Origin of the sequence: Leptothrix discophora, assembly GCF_030705305.1 — a bacterium.
Classification (GTDB): domain Bacteria; phylum Pseudomonadota; class Gammaproteobacteria; order Burkholderiales; family Burkholderiaceae_C; genus Sphaerotilus; species Sphaerotilus discophorus.
This window is the reverse complement of the sequence record NZ_JAUZEE010000014.1, coordinates 1-15,935: the sequence shown is the minus strand read 5'-3', so window position 1 is coordinate 15,935 and position 15,935 is coordinate 1. Positions and strand designations below refer to the sequence as shown.

General features: G+C 70.1%; 14 protein-coding genes, 1 tRNA gene and 1 pseudogene. 7 read left to right on the top strand and 9 right to left on the bottom strand.

All coding sequences use genetic code 11. The annotated features are described in order from the left end of the window. Nucleotides 1-134: 134 nt before the first annotated feature. From Q8X39_RS18880 to Q8X39_RS18860, 5 genes are all read right to left on the bottom strand, one after another. On the bottom strand, nt 135-1,019 hold the full coding sequence (locus Q8X39_RS18880; RefSeq protein WP_305751243.1) for a LysR substrate-binding domain-containing protein: 885 nt from the start codon (nt 1,017-1,019) through the stop codon (nt 135-137). Further along, a complete protein-coding gene (locus Q8X39_RS18875; protein WP_305751242.1) occupies nt 1,016-2,263 on the bottom strand; it encodes an FIST signal transduction protein in 1,248 nt (415 codons plus the stop codon). Before Q8X39_RS18875 ends, Q8X39_RS18880 begins: the two co-directional genes overlap by 4 nt. 73 nt (nt 2,264-2,336) lie before the next feature. Continuing rightward, a complete protein-coding gene (locus tag Q8X39_RS18870; RefSeq protein ID WP_305751241.1) occupies nt 2,337-3,269 on the bottom strand; it encodes a PhaM family polyhydroxyalkanoate granule multifunctional regulatory protein in 933 nt (310 codons plus the stop codon). 121 nt (nt 3,270-3,390) lie between these two features. Beyond that, on the bottom strand, nt 3,391-4,515 hold the full coding sequence (locus Q8X39_RS18865) for a TraB/GumN family protein (protein WP_305751240.1): 1,125 nt from the start codon (nt 4,513-4,515) through the stop codon (nt 3,391-3,393). Beyond that, nucleotides 4,508-5,449: a fumarylacetoacetate hydrolase family protein gene (locus Q8X39_RS18860; protein WP_305751239.1), complete on the bottom strand. Its 942-nt coding sequence runs from the start codon at nt 5,447-5,449 to the stop codon at nt 4,508-4,510. The genes Q8X39_RS18865 and Q8X39_RS18860 overlap by 8 nt, the downstream gene beginning before the upstream one ends. Nucleotides 5,450-5,658: 209 nt before the next feature. Here Q8X39_RS18860 and Q8X39_RS18855 point away from each other — a divergent pair, with 209 nt between their 5' ends. The 4 genes from Q8X39_RS18855 to metH all read left to right on the top strand — a co-directional run bounded on the left by Q8X39_RS18855 (nt 5,659) and on the right by metH (nt 11,085). Beyond that, nucleotides 5,659-6,684 carry a DUF3108 domain-containing protein gene (locus tag Q8X39_RS18855; RefSeq protein WP_305751238.1) on the top strand — a complete coding sequence of 342 codons (1,026 nt, stop codon included), beginning with the start codon at nt 5,659-5,661 and terminating at the stop codon, nt 6,682-6,684. 216 nt (nt 6,685-6,900) lie between these two features. After that, nucleotides 6,901-7,197: a BTH_I0359 family protein gene (locus Q8X39_RS18850; RefSeq protein WP_305751237.1), complete on the top strand. Its 297-nt coding sequence runs from the start codon at nt 6,901-6,903 to the stop codon at nt 7,195-7,197. A gap of 49 nt (nt 7,198-7,246) precedes the next feature. After that, the gene (locus tag Q8X39_RS18845) at nt 7,247-8,308 is read left to right on the top strand and encodes a homocysteine S-methyltransferase family protein (protein ID WP_305751236.1); all 1,062 of its coding nucleotides are present in this window, start codon (nt 7,247-7,249) and stop codon (nt 8,306-8,308) included. A gap of 11 nt (nt 8,309-8,319) precedes the next feature. After that, entirely contained in the window at nt 8,320-11,085 is a 2,766-nt protein-coding gene (gene metH, locus Q8X39_RS18840; RefSeq protein ID WP_305751306.1) for a methionine synthase, read from the top strand. Between the two features lie 43 nt (nt 11,086-11,128). On the opposite strand, the gene proB is transcribed toward metH, so the two are convergent. The 4 genes from proB to rplU all read right to left on the bottom strand — a co-directional run bounded on the left by proB (nt 11,129) and on the right by rplU (nt 14,142). Then, complete coding sequence (gene proB, locus Q8X39_RS18835; RefSeq protein ID WP_305751235.1) at nt 11,129-12,247, bottom strand: glutamate 5-kinase; 1,119 nt, start codon at nt 12,245-12,247, stop codon at nt 11,129-11,131. 46 nt (nt 12,248-12,293) lie between these two features. Then, nucleotides 12,294-13,403, bottom strand: a complete 1,110-nt coding sequence (gene cgtA, locus Q8X39_RS18830; RefSeq protein WP_305751234.1) for an Obg family GTPase CgtA — start codon at nt 13,401-13,403, stop codon at nt 12,294-12,296. A gap of 136 nt (nt 13,404-13,539) precedes the next feature. Beyond that, nucleotides 13,540-13,797 (bottom strand): 50S ribosomal protein L27, encoded by a 258-nt coding sequence (gene rpmA / locus Q8X39_RS18825; protein ID WP_305751233.1) that lies wholly within the window; start codon nt 13,795-13,797, stop codon nt 13,540-13,542. Nucleotides 13,798-13,830: 33 nt separating this feature from the next. Beyond that, nucleotides 13,831-14,142 (bottom strand): 50S ribosomal protein L21, encoded by a 312-nt coding sequence (gene rplU / locus Q8X39_RS18820; protein WP_130483388.1) that lies wholly within the window; start codon nt 14,140-14,142, stop codon nt 13,831-13,833. 320 nt (nt 14,143-14,462) lie between these two features. Between rplU and ispB the strand changes: the two genes are divergently transcribed. The 3 genes and pseudogenes from ispB to Q8X39_RS18805 form a co-directional block, all read left to right on the top strand. Further along, complete coding sequence (gene ispB / locus Q8X39_RS18815) at nt 14,463-15,404, top strand: octaprenyl diphosphate synthase (protein ID WP_305751305.1); 942 nt, start codon at nt 14,463-14,465, stop codon at nt 15,402-15,404. Between the two features lie 89 nt (nt 15,405-15,493). After that, nucleotides 15,494-15,570: transfer RNA gene (locus Q8X39_RS18810), tRNA-Pro, on the top strand. A 163-nt stretch (nt 15,571-15,733) separates the two neighbouring features. After that, nucleotides 15,734-15,935: pseudogene (locus tag Q8X39_RS18805) on the top strand (hypothetical protein); the annotation flags it as partial.

Below are 15,935 nucleotides of genomic sequence, written 5' to 3'. Positions count from 1 at the left end.
ACTCGCATGCGGGCACGGGGCCTGCGGACTCGGGCCGCCACTGTAAACCGGCCCGCTTCGGTCACGTCGGCCACTGTAGGACGACCGACACGGCAGCGTCCTGAATCTTGCGGTGCCTGCGCGTGAAAAGAATTTCAGACCGCCGCGCCGGGCTTGAGGCTGGCGGTCAGCCAGTCCACGAAGGCGGCGCATTCCCAGCGCGCCAACGCACCCGGTGCCCAGCACAGGTGATGGCCGTTGGGCGAGGCCACGCTGCGCGGCGACAGCCGCACCAGCCGGCCGCTGTCGAGCCAGGCCGCACCCAGCTGCAGCCGCAGCAGCGCGACGCCGAAGCCGGCCGCCGCCGCGTCCAGCACCAGGCCGACGTCGTTGAACTGCGCGCCGACCGCCGGTTCGGCGCGGTCCAGCCCGACCGCCCGGAACCAGGTCGACCAGGGTTCCAGCGGGCTGCGGATCAGCCGCGCGCGGTCGATCGACCCGGCCCGCTCGAAGCCGTCGAAGGGGCCGTGCTCGTGCAGGTAGTCGGGGCTGCAGGCCGGCGTGACCTCGTCGCCCATCAGGCAGACCTGCTCGACGCCGGCATAGCCGCCCGGCCCGTAGCGGATCTCCAGGTCGGCCTGCTCGGCCGTCACGTCGGCCAGCGGGATGGCGACCTGCAGGATCAGCTCGATCTCGGGGTAGGCGTGGCGGAACATCGGCAGGCGCGGCATCAGCACCTGGCGCGAGAAGGTCGGCGTGACCGCCAGCCGCAGCCGCGTCGGCGCGGTCGCGGCGGCCGGCACCGGGTCGAGCTGCTGCAGTGCGCGCAGGCCCTCGCGCACCGGGGCGAGCGCGGCCTGGCCCTCGGCCGTCAGGCTGAAGTCACGCCGGAACAGCTGGCGGCCGAGCAGCCCTTCGAGCTGGCGGATGCGGTGGCTGACCGCGCTGGGCGTGATGTGCAGCGCCTCGCCCGCCGCCGTGACGCTGCGCAGCCGCGCCAGCGTCTCGAAGGCCAGCAGGCAGTGGATCGGCGGGATCACGGCCGGCGCGTGAACACGGTCAGCACGCCGGTGTAGCCGTAGAGGTGATGGCGCGCGATCTCGCCGCCGGCGAAGAAGCCGACCAGCGGCACGTCGCCCAGCGCATGGCGGATCAGCTGCAGCTCGGCCGAGGGCGCGCCGAAATGCGCGCCTCCACGGCCGTTGCAGCTGACGTAGATGGCCCCGGCGATGTGCGCGGCCGGGTCGTCGAGCGGGCCGTCGGCGGGCGGCGCAGCCGGGTCGTCGGGGCAGAGTTCCTCGCGGATCTCGGCGCAGATGCGCACCAGGTCGCGCCGCGCCGCCTCGACATGGCGCTGGCAGAAGGCCAGCCGCATGCCCGCCTCGACCCGGTCGGCGACCGCGAAGCCCTGGCGCGACGGGTCCAGGCCGATCAGGTGGCGAACGCGGGTGTCGGCCCCGAACTGGCCGCCGCGCGACAGGCTCTCGTCGGCCGCATCGCTCAGGCCGGCCAGGGTCTGGCGCAGCACCGGCAGGGCCAGCCTCGGTTCGTCCAGCGTGATGCCCAGCTCGCGCAGCAGCACGTCCAGCGCGGGCTCGCCGTCCAGCGTCAGCACGATGTTCTGCTCGGCCTTGGTGATGCGGTGGCTCGGACCGATCGGCTGGCAGCCCTGGGTCACGCGCGAGATCAGCCCCACACCCGGACCGAAGGCGACGCCGGAGACGCCGCCCTCGTAGACGCCGCCGCTCCAGGCCGCGCCCGGCGCCGGCGCGCACAGCTGGACGGCGCGGGTGCGCGAGGCCGCCAGGCCGCCGAACAGGTAGCCGCTGGCGGTGCGGCCGGCGAGTTCATGGATCAGCTCGGCCAGCTCGGGCACATGGCCGTCGGCATGGACCAGCGCGGCATGCACCGAACCATCGAGCGCGCCCGAAGGCAGGCCGTGCTCGCCGTTGTAGAGCGTGAAGCTGCCGGGCGGCAGCGCGGCCAGCATCAGCGCCAGCGCGGGCTCGTCGTCGTATTCGACGCCGCTGGCGCAGATCGAGACGCCGACCGTGCCGACCCAGGCCACCGTCGGCCAGCGCAGCCGCAGCTCGGCCAGCAGCGCCTCGGCCTGCGCCGCGTAGCGGTCGCTCAGGTAGATCCAGCCCAGCGTGGCGCGGCTGCGCTCGGCGCCGGCCTGGGCGTCGATCTGCGCGGCCGCCAGCGCCAGCGCCATGTGCGGATCGGGATGGGTCGCGTGGGCATGCCAGAAGGACGGGACCACGAGGGGCGGGGCGGTGCTCATGGCAGAAGCGATGTCGTCAGCGAGGGCGCGGGGGGGTCGACGCGCGGGACCGGCGGCGGATGCACGCGCGGCTTCAGGAGCCGGCGCGCGGCGTGGCCTTGCGCGGGGCCGTCTTCCCGGCAGGCGACTTCTTCGCGGCGGCCTTGGGTGCCGGAGCGGCCTGGGCTGCGGCCTGGGCTGCGGCCTTTGGCGCGGCCCGGCGCGGTGCCGGCGCGGCGGCCTGGCGCACCGCCTCGGTCATCGGCTTGGCGGCTTCTGACGCGGCTTCGGCTGCGGCTTCGGCTGCGGCTTGTGCGGCCTGCACCGCCTGGGCCGTCGCGTCGCTGGTGGCCTCGGTGGCCTGGCGGGCCGCCTCGGTCGCCTGGCGGGCCGCCTCGCTGGTCGCCTGCATGGCCTGGCTGGCCAGCGCGGTGAACTGCTGAGTCAGGGCGCCCCACCACTGCATCGGGTCGATCGCCGGGCCGCTGCCATCACTGGCTGCCGCACCGGCGGGCGGCGCGTCGTCGCTGTGGGCCTCGTCGATCGGCGGGGTCGCCTTGGCCGTGGCGGCAGCCCTGAACGCCGATGCCGGCGCGGCCGCGGGTGTGGGTGCAGGTGTGGGTGCAGGTGCGGGTGCAGGTGCAGGTGCGGAGGCCGCCCTGGTGGCCTCGGCCGCCGCGGTGAAGATGTCCGGCACCTTGACCTTGAGCGCCTCGGTCAGGTCGCCCATCGACACGTTCATGCCCTTGAGCGCGCCGAGCGTCATGCGCTGGACCTCCAGCGCCTGCACGGTCGCGCCAATCATGCGGGCGTTCTGCTCCAGCCAGAACTGCACGGTCTTGAGTTCCTCGATGCGGCGCTCCAGCTCTTCCGGGTCGAGCGTCGGGGCGATCCACTGGCCCATCGACGGCATGGACTTGCCGGCGTTCTTGACGAGTCCCTGCAGGAACTCGAAGCCGGGTACGAACTTGCCGAAAGCCTCGCTGGCCTGCTGGTAGGCCTGGGCGTAGCCGCTGGTGTCGGTCATGGTGTCTCCGTCGGTGCGTGGGGCGTCGTCGTGTGGGCAGACCAGCGCTCGTCCGGTCTTGCTGGGATCGTAGCGGCGGCCCGCTCGCTTGTGGGCGCTGGAGAACGCGCGCCGGAGCGGATCAGGGCGACGACGGCGGCCGGCGCGGGTAGGCCACCCACTCGACCTGGAAGCCCTGCCCCTCCAGCAGCGCGGCCACGCCAGCCTGGCCGCTCAACTGCAGCGCACCGAGCGCGGCGAACACGCGGGTGCCGCGCCGGTGGAGGGCCGCGATCTGCTCGGCCAGTGCGCTGTTGCGGGCCTCCAGATCGGTCCAGAGGCGCCGCTCCAGTGCCGTCTGGCGGCAGTTGCAGCGGCGCTCGAAGAGGTTCAGCTCGCTCAGCACGGCGCTGTCCCAGCCGTCCTCGGCACGCCGCAGCGTGGCCAGGGTCTCGGGTCGGGCGACGGCGTCGAGCGCCTGGCGGACCCGCTCGGCGACCTCGCCCGGCCCATCACCCAGCAGCGGCGCGAGCTGGCGCTCGGGTGTCTCGAGCGCAGACAGCGGCTTGCCCAGCGATTCGGCCAGATCGGCGATCGAGCCTGCGATCGCGTGGCCGGGGTCATGCCCTTCGGCCCGCATCTGGCCGGCCAGCAGCGACAGGGCGCGCAGTTCCGGCCGCCAGGTTGGCGGCGGCGCCAGGCAGGCGGCGTCGAGCGCACCCTGCAGCGCCGCTTCCAGCTCGTCGGGCAAGGCCGGCAGTCGGCCGGCGCGACCGCTCGGACCCGGCAGCGGCTGGCGGGCCATGGCCTGCAGGCTGTCGAACACGGTGGCATCGCTCAGGTCCAGTTCCAGCACGACGCGGTCGACGGCGGCGACCGCCGCGCGCACCTCCGGCCCAGGCACAAGCCAGTCACGCAGGGCGGCGGGCGGCAGGGCGTAGAGGTAGGACTCGCGCGGCACGGCCTCCTCGTCGGTGTCCTCGCGGTGATCGACGTCGGTCAGCCGCAGCAGCACGCCGCGGCTGGGCGAGTTCGCCAGCAGCCGCTCGTACTCGTCGTCACCCAGGGCCGTCGGCAAGACCGGGCAACCGGGGCGTGGGTTGCCCTCGGCATCGCGGGCGCCGATGTCGGACGCCAGCAAGGCGAGCGCCTGCGGCAGCAAGGGCGAGGCCAGCGCCTGGCCGGCTGTGGCTGCCGCCAGCGTCACCGCCGCTGCCAGGGCCAGCCAGGTGCGTCCGGTGCGGCGCAGCCCGCGCGCGTCAGCCACGCACCACCACCGACTGGCGCAGCGGGCCGAAGACCGGATGGCCTTGCGCGTCGAGTGCCTCGACCTCGACCAGATCGCCCTCTTCCAGCCAGCGCGGCGAGCCGGCCTCGGCGATGCATTCGGCCCGGCTGGCCACGCCAGCCGAGGCATCGGCTGCGCCGATCGGGCCGCAGCTGAGCACCGTGCCGGTGACGATGGGCCGCTCGCGCGCCAGCATCGACAGCAACTGGCCGACATGCCAGTGCTGGCCTTCACCGCTGGCCAGCTGCGCTTCCCGCTGGCCGTTGACCCGCAGCCCGATGCGCAGGCCCAGGCGGCCGCGCATCCAAGCGCCTTCGAGCTCGTCGAGCGTCACCAGCGCCGGGGCCCAGCCCGCCGGCAGGCTGGCCGCTGCACCATCGGCCGTTTCGCGCAGGGACCAGGCATTGACCAGGCCGACCAGCCGCACGCCTTCCAGCGCCTGATCGGGCGTCGCGCCGGCGGCGATGTCGCCCGTCAGCACGGCCCAGTGGACCTCGTGGTCGATGCCGCCGTCGAGGCTGCGCACGCTCAGGTCCTGGCGGGCGCCCAGGCCCAGGTCGGACGGCCGCTCGCGCAGCAGGGGCGCGCTGCGCAGCGAATCGGGCACGGCCTGGCCCAGGCCGACGCACTGGCGTTCGCGGGCGGCCGGGTAGGCACCGGCCTGGACCCAGCGCGGTGCACGCGGCAGCGGCGCCATGCACATCGCCGGGTCGAAGGGGAAGGCGTGGCGCGCCTTGCCATGGTTGAGCGTGTGGGCCAGGTCCTGCAGCTGCGGGGCGAGGAAGTTCCAGTCGTCCAGCACGGCCTGCAGCCGGCTGGCGATGCCGGTGGCGTGCAGCGCCTGCGTCAGGTCGCGCGAGACGACGACCAGCTGGCCATCGCGCGAACCGTCCTTGTAGCTTGCGAGTTTCATGTGCGGAGGAAGGTGTCGTGGTGGACGCTGAAGGAGCGTCCAGGCCCTCCCGGCATTGTAGATTTCGGGTTCTCCCGGACCGGCCGGCAGCGCCGCTGCCAGACGCCCGGGAACCGGTGGATGAGCGGCCAGGCCGCCGTCGCCGTGAAACCCGACACGCCAACGCCTTGACCCACGCCCCGACCGTTCCTGCCCTTGTGCGCCGTCCGATGCGCCCGCGCCACGCGCCGCTGCTGTGCCTGCTGGCGGTGCTGGGCCTGCATGTCGTCGCCCTGCGCGACGCACCCACCTGGCTGGCCCGGCCGGCGCAGGCGGCCTCGCTGCCCGTGACCTCGCCAGCGCCGGTCCGCAGCGTGTCGACGCGCAGGCTGGAGGCCCCGACGCTGCCGACGCCGGCTGGCGTGGCCGAGGTCGTGCCAGCGGTCGCCCCGGCGAAGGTCGCCCAGGTCGCCCGAACCGCCCGTGTCGAAAACCAGCTGAAGCCTCTTCCGGTCGTCGTTGCCTCGAATGACTTCCCTGCCAGCGCCACCGCCAGTGCGACGGTGGCAAGCGCCGCGGCGGCAGCGCCAGCCCCAGCCGCACCCGCCACAACCGCCGCCAGTGCAGCCAGCGCAATCAGCCCGCCGGCGCCCGTGCGGCTCGACTACGCGCTCAAGCGCGGTGCGATCAGCGGCGAGGCGCGGCTGGTCTGGCGTCACGATGGCCAGCGCTACACGCTGGACCTCGAAGGCCAGCTGCCGCTGATCGGCACGCTGATGCATCAGCACAGCGAAGGCGGCTTCGACGCCGCCGGCCTGGCGCCGCTGCGCTACACCGAGAAGCGGCTGCGGCGCAGCGAGCGGGCGGTCAGCTTCAACCGCCCGGCCGACGGCCAGCCCGGTCGCATCACCTTCTCGGCCAGCACCGGCGAGGCCGCGCTGCGTGCCGGCGCGCAGGACCGCGTCAGCTGGATGGTCCAACTGGCCGCGCGGCTGGCCGGCACCGCCACCCTGCCGCCCAGCGGCAGCCGCATCGAGATGGACGTCGCCAGCGCCGGCGGCGACGTGCAGGACTGGCACTTCGTGCTTCAGGGCCGCGCCGCCGACGGCAGCTGGCACTGGCGGCGCGACACCGGCGAGCCCGACGCGACCCAGGCAGAGGTCTGGACCGATCCGGCCGGCGGCCACTGGCCGCGCCGGGTCCGGCTGACCGAGCGGCAGGGCGAGCCCATCGAGCTGGTGCTGCAGCGCCGCTGAACCCGTCGGTCCGGCCCGCCCTTCACGTCCTGCCCGTCCGGCCCGTCCACCACGCGGACGGCAGGACTTCACGAACGGCGCGCCCCGCGCTTCAGAAACCGGTCCACAGGCCGAAGAAGCTGGCAAGCCCGCGCAGTTGCCGCCCCCGCCTGCTTGAAAGGCAGCGGCCCTGCCCCATGTCCAGATTCAACGCCAGATCCGAACCGGAGAAAAACCATGCAGATGCTCTACAACTCGGAGAACTACGCGGTCGTCCACTTCGAGGTCGACGTCGCCGCGCCGACCGGTTTCCCGATGCTGCCCGACATGCCCGAAGGCATCGCGCTGACCCGTGGCGGCTACGAGATCGTCGACAAGCATGCCCGCCGCGAGATCTTCATCGAGGGCGCGCTGGCCGAGCACTTCAAGGAAGGCGTGCAGGCGCTGATCTCGGCCTCGCCCAGCGACGAGGACGTCGACGACTACCTGGCCGGCTACACCGTGCTGGCCCAGCAGCCGGTCGTGCTGCACTGAGCCAGCCGGCGGCCGGGCGCGGCCTTCGGTGCCTCCCTAGAATCCCGGGATGACTTCCGCGCCCCCCGCCCCTGCCTACACCCGCAGTGCCGCCCTGCCGGCGCTGCTCGCCCAACGCATCCTGGTGCTCGACGGGGCGATGGGCACGATGATCCAGCGCTACAAGCTCGACGAGGCGGCCTTCCGCGGCACGCGCTTCGCCGACCACCCGAGCGACCTGAAGGGCAACAACGACCTGCTGGTGCTGACCCGGCCGGACGTGATCGGCGAGATCCACGACCAGTACCTGGCCGCCGGTGCCGACCTGATCGAGACCAACACCTTCGGTGCCACCTCGATCGCCCAGGAGGACTACGGCCTGGGCCACATCGCCTACGAGATGAACGTGGCCGCTGCCCGTCTGGCACGGGCCTCTTGCGATCGACATGCCAGCGCCGACAAGCCCCGTTTCGTGGCCGGCGCACTTGGCCCGACCCCCAAGACCGCCAGCATCAGCCCGGACGTCAACGACCCCGGCGCCCGCAACGTCGACTTCGAGTCGCTGCGCGCGGCCTACCTCGAACAGGCCCGTGGCCTGCTGGACGGCGGCGTCGACCTGTTCCTGGTCGAGACCATCTTCGACACCCTCAACGCCAAGGCGGCCATCTTCGCGCTCGACGAGCTGATGGAGGAGACCGGCGAGCGGCTGCCGGTGGTCATCAGCGGCACCGTCACCGACGCGTCCGGCCGCATCCTGTCGGGCCAGACGGTCGGCGCGTTCTGGCACAGCGTGCGCCATGCGCGCCCGCTCGCCATCGGCCTGAACTGCGCCCTCGGCGCGACGCTGATGCGGCCCTACATCGAGGAACTCTCGCGCATCGCCGGGGAGACCTTCGTGTCCTGCTATCCAAACGCCGGCCTGCCCAACCCGATGAGCGACACCGGCTTCGACGAGACGCCCGAGGTCACTGGCCGGCTGGTCGAGGAATTCGCCGCCGCCGGCTTCCTGAACATCGCCGGCGGCTGCTGCGGCACGACGCCGGCCCACATCGCCGAGATCGCCCAGCGGGTCGGCCGCTACCAGCCACGCTGCGCCCAGCATGCGACCTTCAGCGCCTTGATCCACGCATGACCGCGACGCCCATGACCGCCCAGACCGCCGACTTCTCCGACCGTCCCGCCCCGCCGCCGATGCGCCTGTCCGGCCTGGAGCCGGTCGAGATCGGCACCGGCACGCTGTTCGTCAACATCGGCGAACGCACCAACGTGACCGGCTCGAAGGCCTTCGCCCGCATGATCCTGGAAGGTCGATTCGAGGACGCGCTGAGCGTCGCGCGCCAGCAGGTCGAGAACGGCGCCCAGGTCATCGACATCAACATGGACGAGGCCATGCTCGACAGCAAGGCCGCGATGGTGAGGTTCCTGAACCTGATCGCCGGCGAGCCCGAGATCGCCAAGGTGCCGATCATGATCGACTCGTCCAAGTGGGACGTGATCGAGGCCGGCCTGAAATGCATCCAGGGCAAGGGCATCGTCAACTCGATCTCGCTCAAGGAAGGCGAGGCCGAGTTCAGGCGCCAGGCCCGGCTGGTGCGGCGCTACGGCGCGGCCGCCGTGGTGATGGCCTTCGACGAGAAGGGCCAGGCCGACACCTTCCAGCGCAAGACCGAGATCTGCGCGCGCGCCTACCGCGTGCTGGTCGACGAAGTCGGGTTCCCGCCCGAGGACATCATCTTCGACCCCAACATCTTCGCGATCGCCACCGGCATCGAGGAGCATGACAACTACGCGGTCGACTTCATCGAGGCGACCCGCTGGATCAAGTCCCACCTGCCGGGCGCCAAGGTCTCGGGCGGCGTGTCCAACGTGAGCTTCTCCTTCCGCGGCAACGAGCCGGTGCGCGAGGCCATCCACACCGTCTTCCTGTACCACGCGATCCGTGCCGGCATGGACATGGGCATCGTCAACGCCGGCATGGTCGGCGTCTACGACGACCTGGAGCCGGTGCTGCGCGAGCGCGTCGAGGACGTGGTGCTGAACCGCCGGCCCGATGCCGGCGAGCGCCTGATCGAGATCGCCGAGAGCGCCAAGGGCGCCGCCCGCGACGAGTCGACCCGGCTGGCCTGGCGCGGCACGCCTGAGCAACCGGTGACGGTGGCTCAGCGACTGAGCCACGCGCTGGTTCACGGCATCACCGACTTCATCACCGTCGACACCGAGGAGGTCTGGCGCGAGATCGAGGCCCGCGGCGGCCGACCGCTGCACGTCATCGAAGGCCCTCTGATGGCCGGCATGAACATCGTCGGCGACCTGTTCGGCGCGGGCAAGATGTTCCTGCCCCAGGTGGTCAAGAGCGCCCGCGTGATGAAGCAGGCGGTGGCCCACCTGCTGCCCTACATCGAGGCCGAGAAGAAGGCACTCGTCGACGCTGGTGGCGACGTCAAGCCCAAGGGCAAGATCGTCATCGCCACGGTCAAGGGCGACGTCCACGACATCGGCAAGAACATCGTCACCGTCGTGCTTCAGTGCAACAACTTCGAGGTGGTCAACATGGGCGTGATGGTGCCCTGCCAGGACATCCTGGCACGCGCCAAGCTCGAAGGCGCCGACATCATCGGCCTGTCCGGCCTGATCACGCCCAGCCTCGAGGAGATGCAGCACGTCGCCGCCGAGATGCAGCGCGACGCCTGGTTCCGCGAGCGCGCCACGCCGCTGCTGATCGGCGGCGCAACCTGCAGCCGCGTTCACACCGCCGTGAAGATCGCGCCGAACTACGAAGGTCCGGTCGTCTACGTGCCCGATGCCTCGCGCAGCGTGGGCGTGTGCTCGGACCTGCTCAGCGACGAGCGCGCCGCGCGCTACATCGCCGAGCTGAAGACCGACTACGAGCAGGTCCGCACCCTGCACGCGAGCAAGAAGGCCACGCCGCTGGTGACGCTGGCGCAGGCGCGCGCCAACAAGCACGCGATCGACTGGTCGGCCTACGAGCCGCCGGCACCCAAGTTCATCGGCCGGCGCGTGTTCCGCAACCACGACCTGGCCGAGCTGGCCGCGTGCATCGACTGGACGCCCTTCTTCCAGACCTGGGATCTGGCCGGCAAGTACCCGGAGATCCTGCGCGACGAGGTCGTCGGCAGCGAGGCCGTGCGGGTCTTCAGCGACGGCAAGCGCATGCTGCAGCGGATCATCGAGGGTCGCTGGCTGCAGGCCAATGGCGTGATTGCGCTGCTGCCGGCCAACACGGTCGACGACGATGTCATCGAGGTCTATGCCGACGAGCGCCGCACCGAGGTGCTGCTGCGCTGGCAGCCGCTGCGGCTGCAGACCGAGCGTCCGGTGATCGACGGCGTGAAGCGGCCCAACCGCTCGCTGGCCGACTTCATCGCGCCCAAGGGGACGAAGGCCGATCACATCGGCCTGTTCGCGGTCACGGCCGGCCTGAACATCGAGAAGAAGGAAGCCCAGTTCCTGGCCGACCACGACGACTACAGCGCCATCATGCTCAAGGCCCTGGCCGACCGGCTCGCCGAGGCCTATGCCGAACGCCTGCACCAGCGCGTGCGCACCGAGCTGTGGGGCTATGCGGCCGACGAGGCCCTGAGCAATGAGCAGCTGATCGCCGAGGCCTACCGCGGCATCCGTCCCGCACCCGGCTACCCGGCCTGCCCGGACCATGCGGTCAAGCGCGACATGTTCCGCGTGCTGGACGGTGCCGACATCGGCATGGCCCTGACCGAGAGCCTCGCGATGACACCGGCGGCGAGCGTCAGCGGCTTCTACCTGGCTCACCCGGAGGCGACCTACTTCAACGTCGGCCGCATCGGCGAGGACCAGCTGGCCGACTACGCCGCCCGACAGCAGCTCGCGCTGGACGAAGCCCGCCGCCGCCTGTCGCCGCAGCTGGGTTGAAGCGCCATCCGGGACCGGCCGGCGCACCCGCCGGCCGAGGGGCTCAGGCCACCACCAGGTTGTCCCGGTGGATCAGCTCGGATTCGTTGGCGTAGCCGAGCAGGCCCTCGATCTGCGACGAGGGCTTGCGCATGATCAGGCGGGCCTCGCTGGCCGCGTAGTTGGCCAGGCCGCGCGCGACCTCGGCACCGGCGGCCGAGCGGACCGCGATGACGTCGCCGCGCACGAAGTCGCCCTGCACCTCGATCACGCCGATCGGCAGCAGGCTCTTGCCCTCGTCGCGCAGCTTGAGCACGGCGCCGTCGTCGATCACCACCGATCCCTTGAGCTGCAGGTGGTCGGCCATCCACTGCTTGCGTGCCGCAACCTTGGCGGTCGTGGCCACCAGCAGCGTGCCGATCGGTTCGCCCTCGACCAGCCGCAGCAGCGCATCGGGCTCGCGGCCCCAGGCGATCACCGTGGAGGCGCCGCTGCCGGCCGCGCGCTTGGCGGCCAGGATCTTGGTGATCATCCCGCCCTTGCCGATGCTGGAGCCGGCGCCTCCGGCCATCTGCTCCAGCTCGGGCGTCCCGGCGACCGCCTCGTGGATGAAGCGTGCCGCCGGATCCTTGCGCGGGTCGGCCGAGTACAGGCCCTTCTGGTCGGTCAGGATGATCAGTGCGTCGGCATCGACCAGGTTGGCCACCAGCGCGCCCAGCGTGTCGTTGTCACCCACCTTGATCTCGTCGGTCACGACCGTGTCGTTCTCGTTGATGACCGGCACCACGCCCAGGCCCAGCAGCGTCAGCAGGGTCGAGCGGGCGTTGAGGTAGCGCTCGCGGTCGGCCAGGTCGGCATGCGTGAGCAGCACCTGCGCGCTGCCCAGGCCCTGCTCGCTCAGCGAGGTCTCGTAGATCTGCGCCAGCCCCATCTGGCCGACCGCGGCAGCGGCCTGCAGCTCGTGCAGTTCCTTCGGGCGGGTTGCCCAGCCCAGCCGCTTCATGCCTTCGGCGATGGCGCCGGAGGACACCATCACGACCTCGCGGCCCTGCCGCACCAGCGCCGCGAGCTGGATGCACCAGGCGTTGATCGCGGCGGCATCGAGGCCGCGGCCTTCGTTGGTCACCAGGCTGGAGCCGACCTTGACGACGATGCGGCGGGCGTTCTTCAGGACTTCGCTCATGGGACGGTCAGGGCTGCGGTGGACGGGATCGGCAGGGTCGCGGCGCTCAGCGGAAGCGCGGGTCGTCGGCGTCGGGCTTGGGCGCGGCCTCGCTCAGGTCCTCGGTGGGCAGGAAGCGCACGTCGACGTCCTCGGGCGGATGGTCCTGCAGCGAAGCCACGTGCTGGTAGATCGCCCGGATCAGCGGCTCGCAGCCCTCGCGGGTCAGCGCCGAGATCTCGAACACCGGCCCCTTCCACTTCATGCGCTTGAGGAAGTCCTTGACGCGCCCGGCGCGTTCCTCGGCCGGCACCATGTCCAGCTTGTTGAGCACCAGCCAGCGGGTCTTCTCGTACAGCGATTCGTCGTACTTCTTCAGTTCCTTGACGATCGCCTTGGCCTGCGCGACCGGGTCGACGTTGTCGTCGAAGGGTGCAAAGTCGATGACGTGCAACAGCAGGCGCGTGCGCTGCAGGTGACGCAGGAACAGGTGGCCCAGGCCGGCGCCTTCGGAGGCGCCCTCGATCAGGCCGGGAATATCGGCCACGACGAAGCTCTGGCTCGGACCCACGCGCACCACGCCAAGGTTGGGGTGCAGCGTCGTGAACGGGTAATCGGCGATCTTGGGCCGCGCGTTCGAGATCGCGGCAATCAGCGTCGACTTGCCGGCGTTGGGCATGCCCAGCAAGCCGACATCGGCCAGCACGCGAAGTTCCAGCCGCAGCGACTTGACCTCGCCCGGCCAGCCGGGTGTCTTCTGGCGCGGGGCGCGGTTGGTGCTGGTCTTGAAATGCAGATTGCCGAAGCCGCCGTCGCCGCCCTTGGCGATCAGCACGCGCTCGCCGTGCACCAGGAGTTCGGCGAGCTTCTCGCCGGTCTCGGCGTCCAGGATCATCGTGCCCACGGGCATGCGCAGCACGACGTCATCGCCGGCGGCGCCGAACTGGTCGGAGCCTCGTCCGGCCTCGCCGTTGCGGGCCTCGTGGCGGCGCGTGTAGCGAAAGTCGACGAGGGTGTTCAGGTTGCGGTCGCCGACCGCGTAGACGTGGCCACCACGTCCGCCATTGCCTCCGTCGGGACCGCCGAAGGGGATGAACTTCTCGCGCCGGAAGCTGGCGCAGCCGGCGCCACCGTTGCCGGCCGTCACGTCGATGGTGACTTCGTCGACGAATTTCATGGATACCCCTTCGTTGGATGGCGTGACGGCCGGAAAGCCGGTCGCAACGTCACGCGATCCGCTGCCGACGCAAGCAGCGTCGACCAAGCAAAAAAGCCCCGGCACGCCGGGGCTCTTGTCGTGCGAGAGCGTTCGCTCAGGCCGGCGTCACCGACACCGTCTTGCGGTTCAGCGAGCCCTTCACGTCGAACGTGATGGTGCCGTCGACCAGCGCGAACAGCGTGTGGTCACGGCCCATGCCGACATTGGTGCCGGCGTGGAAACGCGTGCCGCGCTGGCGCACGATGATCGAGCCCGCGCTCACCACCTGGCCGCCGAACGCCTTGACGCCCAGCATCTTGGGCTGTGAGTCACGGCCGTTCCGAGTGGAACCGCCGCCTTTTTTCTGTGCCATTTCTCAGCTCCTGGATGAGGTGCAACTTCCGCTTCAGCCCTGGACCGCGCTGATTTGCAGCTCGGTATAGGTCTGGCGATGACCCTGGCGCTTCTGGTAGTGCTTGCGACGACGCATCTTGAAGATGCGCACCTTGTCGTGCTTGCCTTGTGCCACGACCGTGGCGGTGACCGTTGCGCCTTCAACCAAGGGCGTGCCCACCTTCAGTTCTGCGCCGCTTCCGAGCGCGAGAACTTCGTTGATCACGATCTCTTGGCCAACTTCCGCAGCAATCTGTTCTACCTTGATCTTCTCGCCGGCAGCAACCTTGTATTGCTTGCCACCGGTTTTTATGACCGCGTACATATCAGCCCTTTCAAATACAAAGAACATCTTCGCGCGGACCGCCCACCAAGACAGGATGCCTGCGGGTCACGAGGCTAGGCGCACCCAAAAAGGCACACACCAGCTCCACGCGAAGCCCGCGAGTCTAGCACATCGCCTGTCGCGCGGATGTGGCAGACCGCAAGCGTGGCCCCCAGAGGAAATGATGCACTTCCTATAATCTTGGTCTGCGCCACGCTGGCCGCGTCCCGGGACGCCACGACTCGCGGCGATCCGACCCTCCTACCCGCCACCCCGTGAGCCTCGCCACCGCACCGAATCCGACCTTGCCCGCGGCCCTGATGGCCGACGAGATGGCCCAGGTCGACGCCGTGATCCATCGCCGCCTCGCTTCCGAGGTCGTGCTGATCAACCAGATCTCCCACTACATCGTCAGTGCCGGCGGCAAGCGCATCCGACCATTGCTGGTGCTGCTCTTCGCCCGCGCCCTCGGCTTCCAGGGTCACGAGCGCTTCGAGATGGCCGCCACCGTGGAGTTCATCCACACCGCAACATTGCTGCACGACGATGTGGTCGACGAGTCCGACCTGCGGCGCGGCCGCAAGACCGCCAACGCGATCTTCGGCAATGCCGCGAGCGTGCTGGTCGGCGATTTCCTGTACTCGCGCTCGTTCCAGATGATGGTGTCGGTCAACCGCATGCGCGTGCTCGACGTGCTGGCCGAGGCCACCAACGTGATCGCCGAAGGCGAGGTCCTGCAGTTGCTGAACATGCACGACCCGGACGTCACCATCGACGCCTACCTGCGCGTGATCCGCTACAAGACCGCCAAGCTGTTCGAGGCCAGCGCCCGCCTGGGCGCCGTGCTGGCGGGTTGCAACGATTCGACGGAAGAGAGCTGCGCGGCCTACGGTCGCTGCCTGGGCACCGCCTTCCAGCTGATCGACGACTTGCTGGACTACGAAGGCGCCACGGCGCAGTTGGGGAAAAACGTCGGCGACGACCTTCGCGAAGGCAAGCCCACGATGCCGCTGCTGCTGGCCATGCAGGCCGGCACCGAGAACCAGCGTCAGCTGATCCGCCATGCCATCGAGCACGGCGAGGTTGAGCGCCTGGACGAGATCGTCGCGATCGTGCGCAGCACCGGTGCCATCGAGGCCACCCGCAAGGCCGCGCACGATGAGGCGCAAAAAGCACAGGACTACATTTCTTCGCTCCCCCCTTCCCAATTCAAGGAAGCCCTCCTATACTTATGTGTTCAGGCAGTGGAGCGAACTTCTTGACGCGGCAAGCGGCAAAAACGAGCAAGACGGTCTGACCTCTTGGGGCAAGTGGGCGATCTGGAAGCAGATGGTCCGAGGCCCAAGAAAAACGGGGTGTAGCTTAGCCTGGTAGAGCGCTACGTTCGGGACGTAGAGGCCGGAGGTTCGAATCCTCTCACCCCGACCAGAATTTCCGTTGCAAATCAAGGACTTACGCAGTTCTCGATTTGCTAACCGGATAGCAGCAGTGGCAAATCAGTGGCAATCGTTGTCACTTCGTATGCCACTAGCGCAATCATCCCCCTCGTCCTTGCCTATACGCCTGTTCCTCAACTACGGAATACAGCGTCATGGCATCCATCGAGAACCGCTCCAAGGTTCAAGTCACGGTCAAGAACCGCGACGACCTCACCAAGTCCTTCGAGTACAGCGCAGCCGAGGCCGTCAAGGCTTACGTCGCGCAACTGAAGGCGCAAGGCCTCAAGCCCAGGCTGGCAGTAAGCGTCCGCCAAAGTCACCTTGACCCCGGCACGGCCGGCGCTCAGGTCCCAG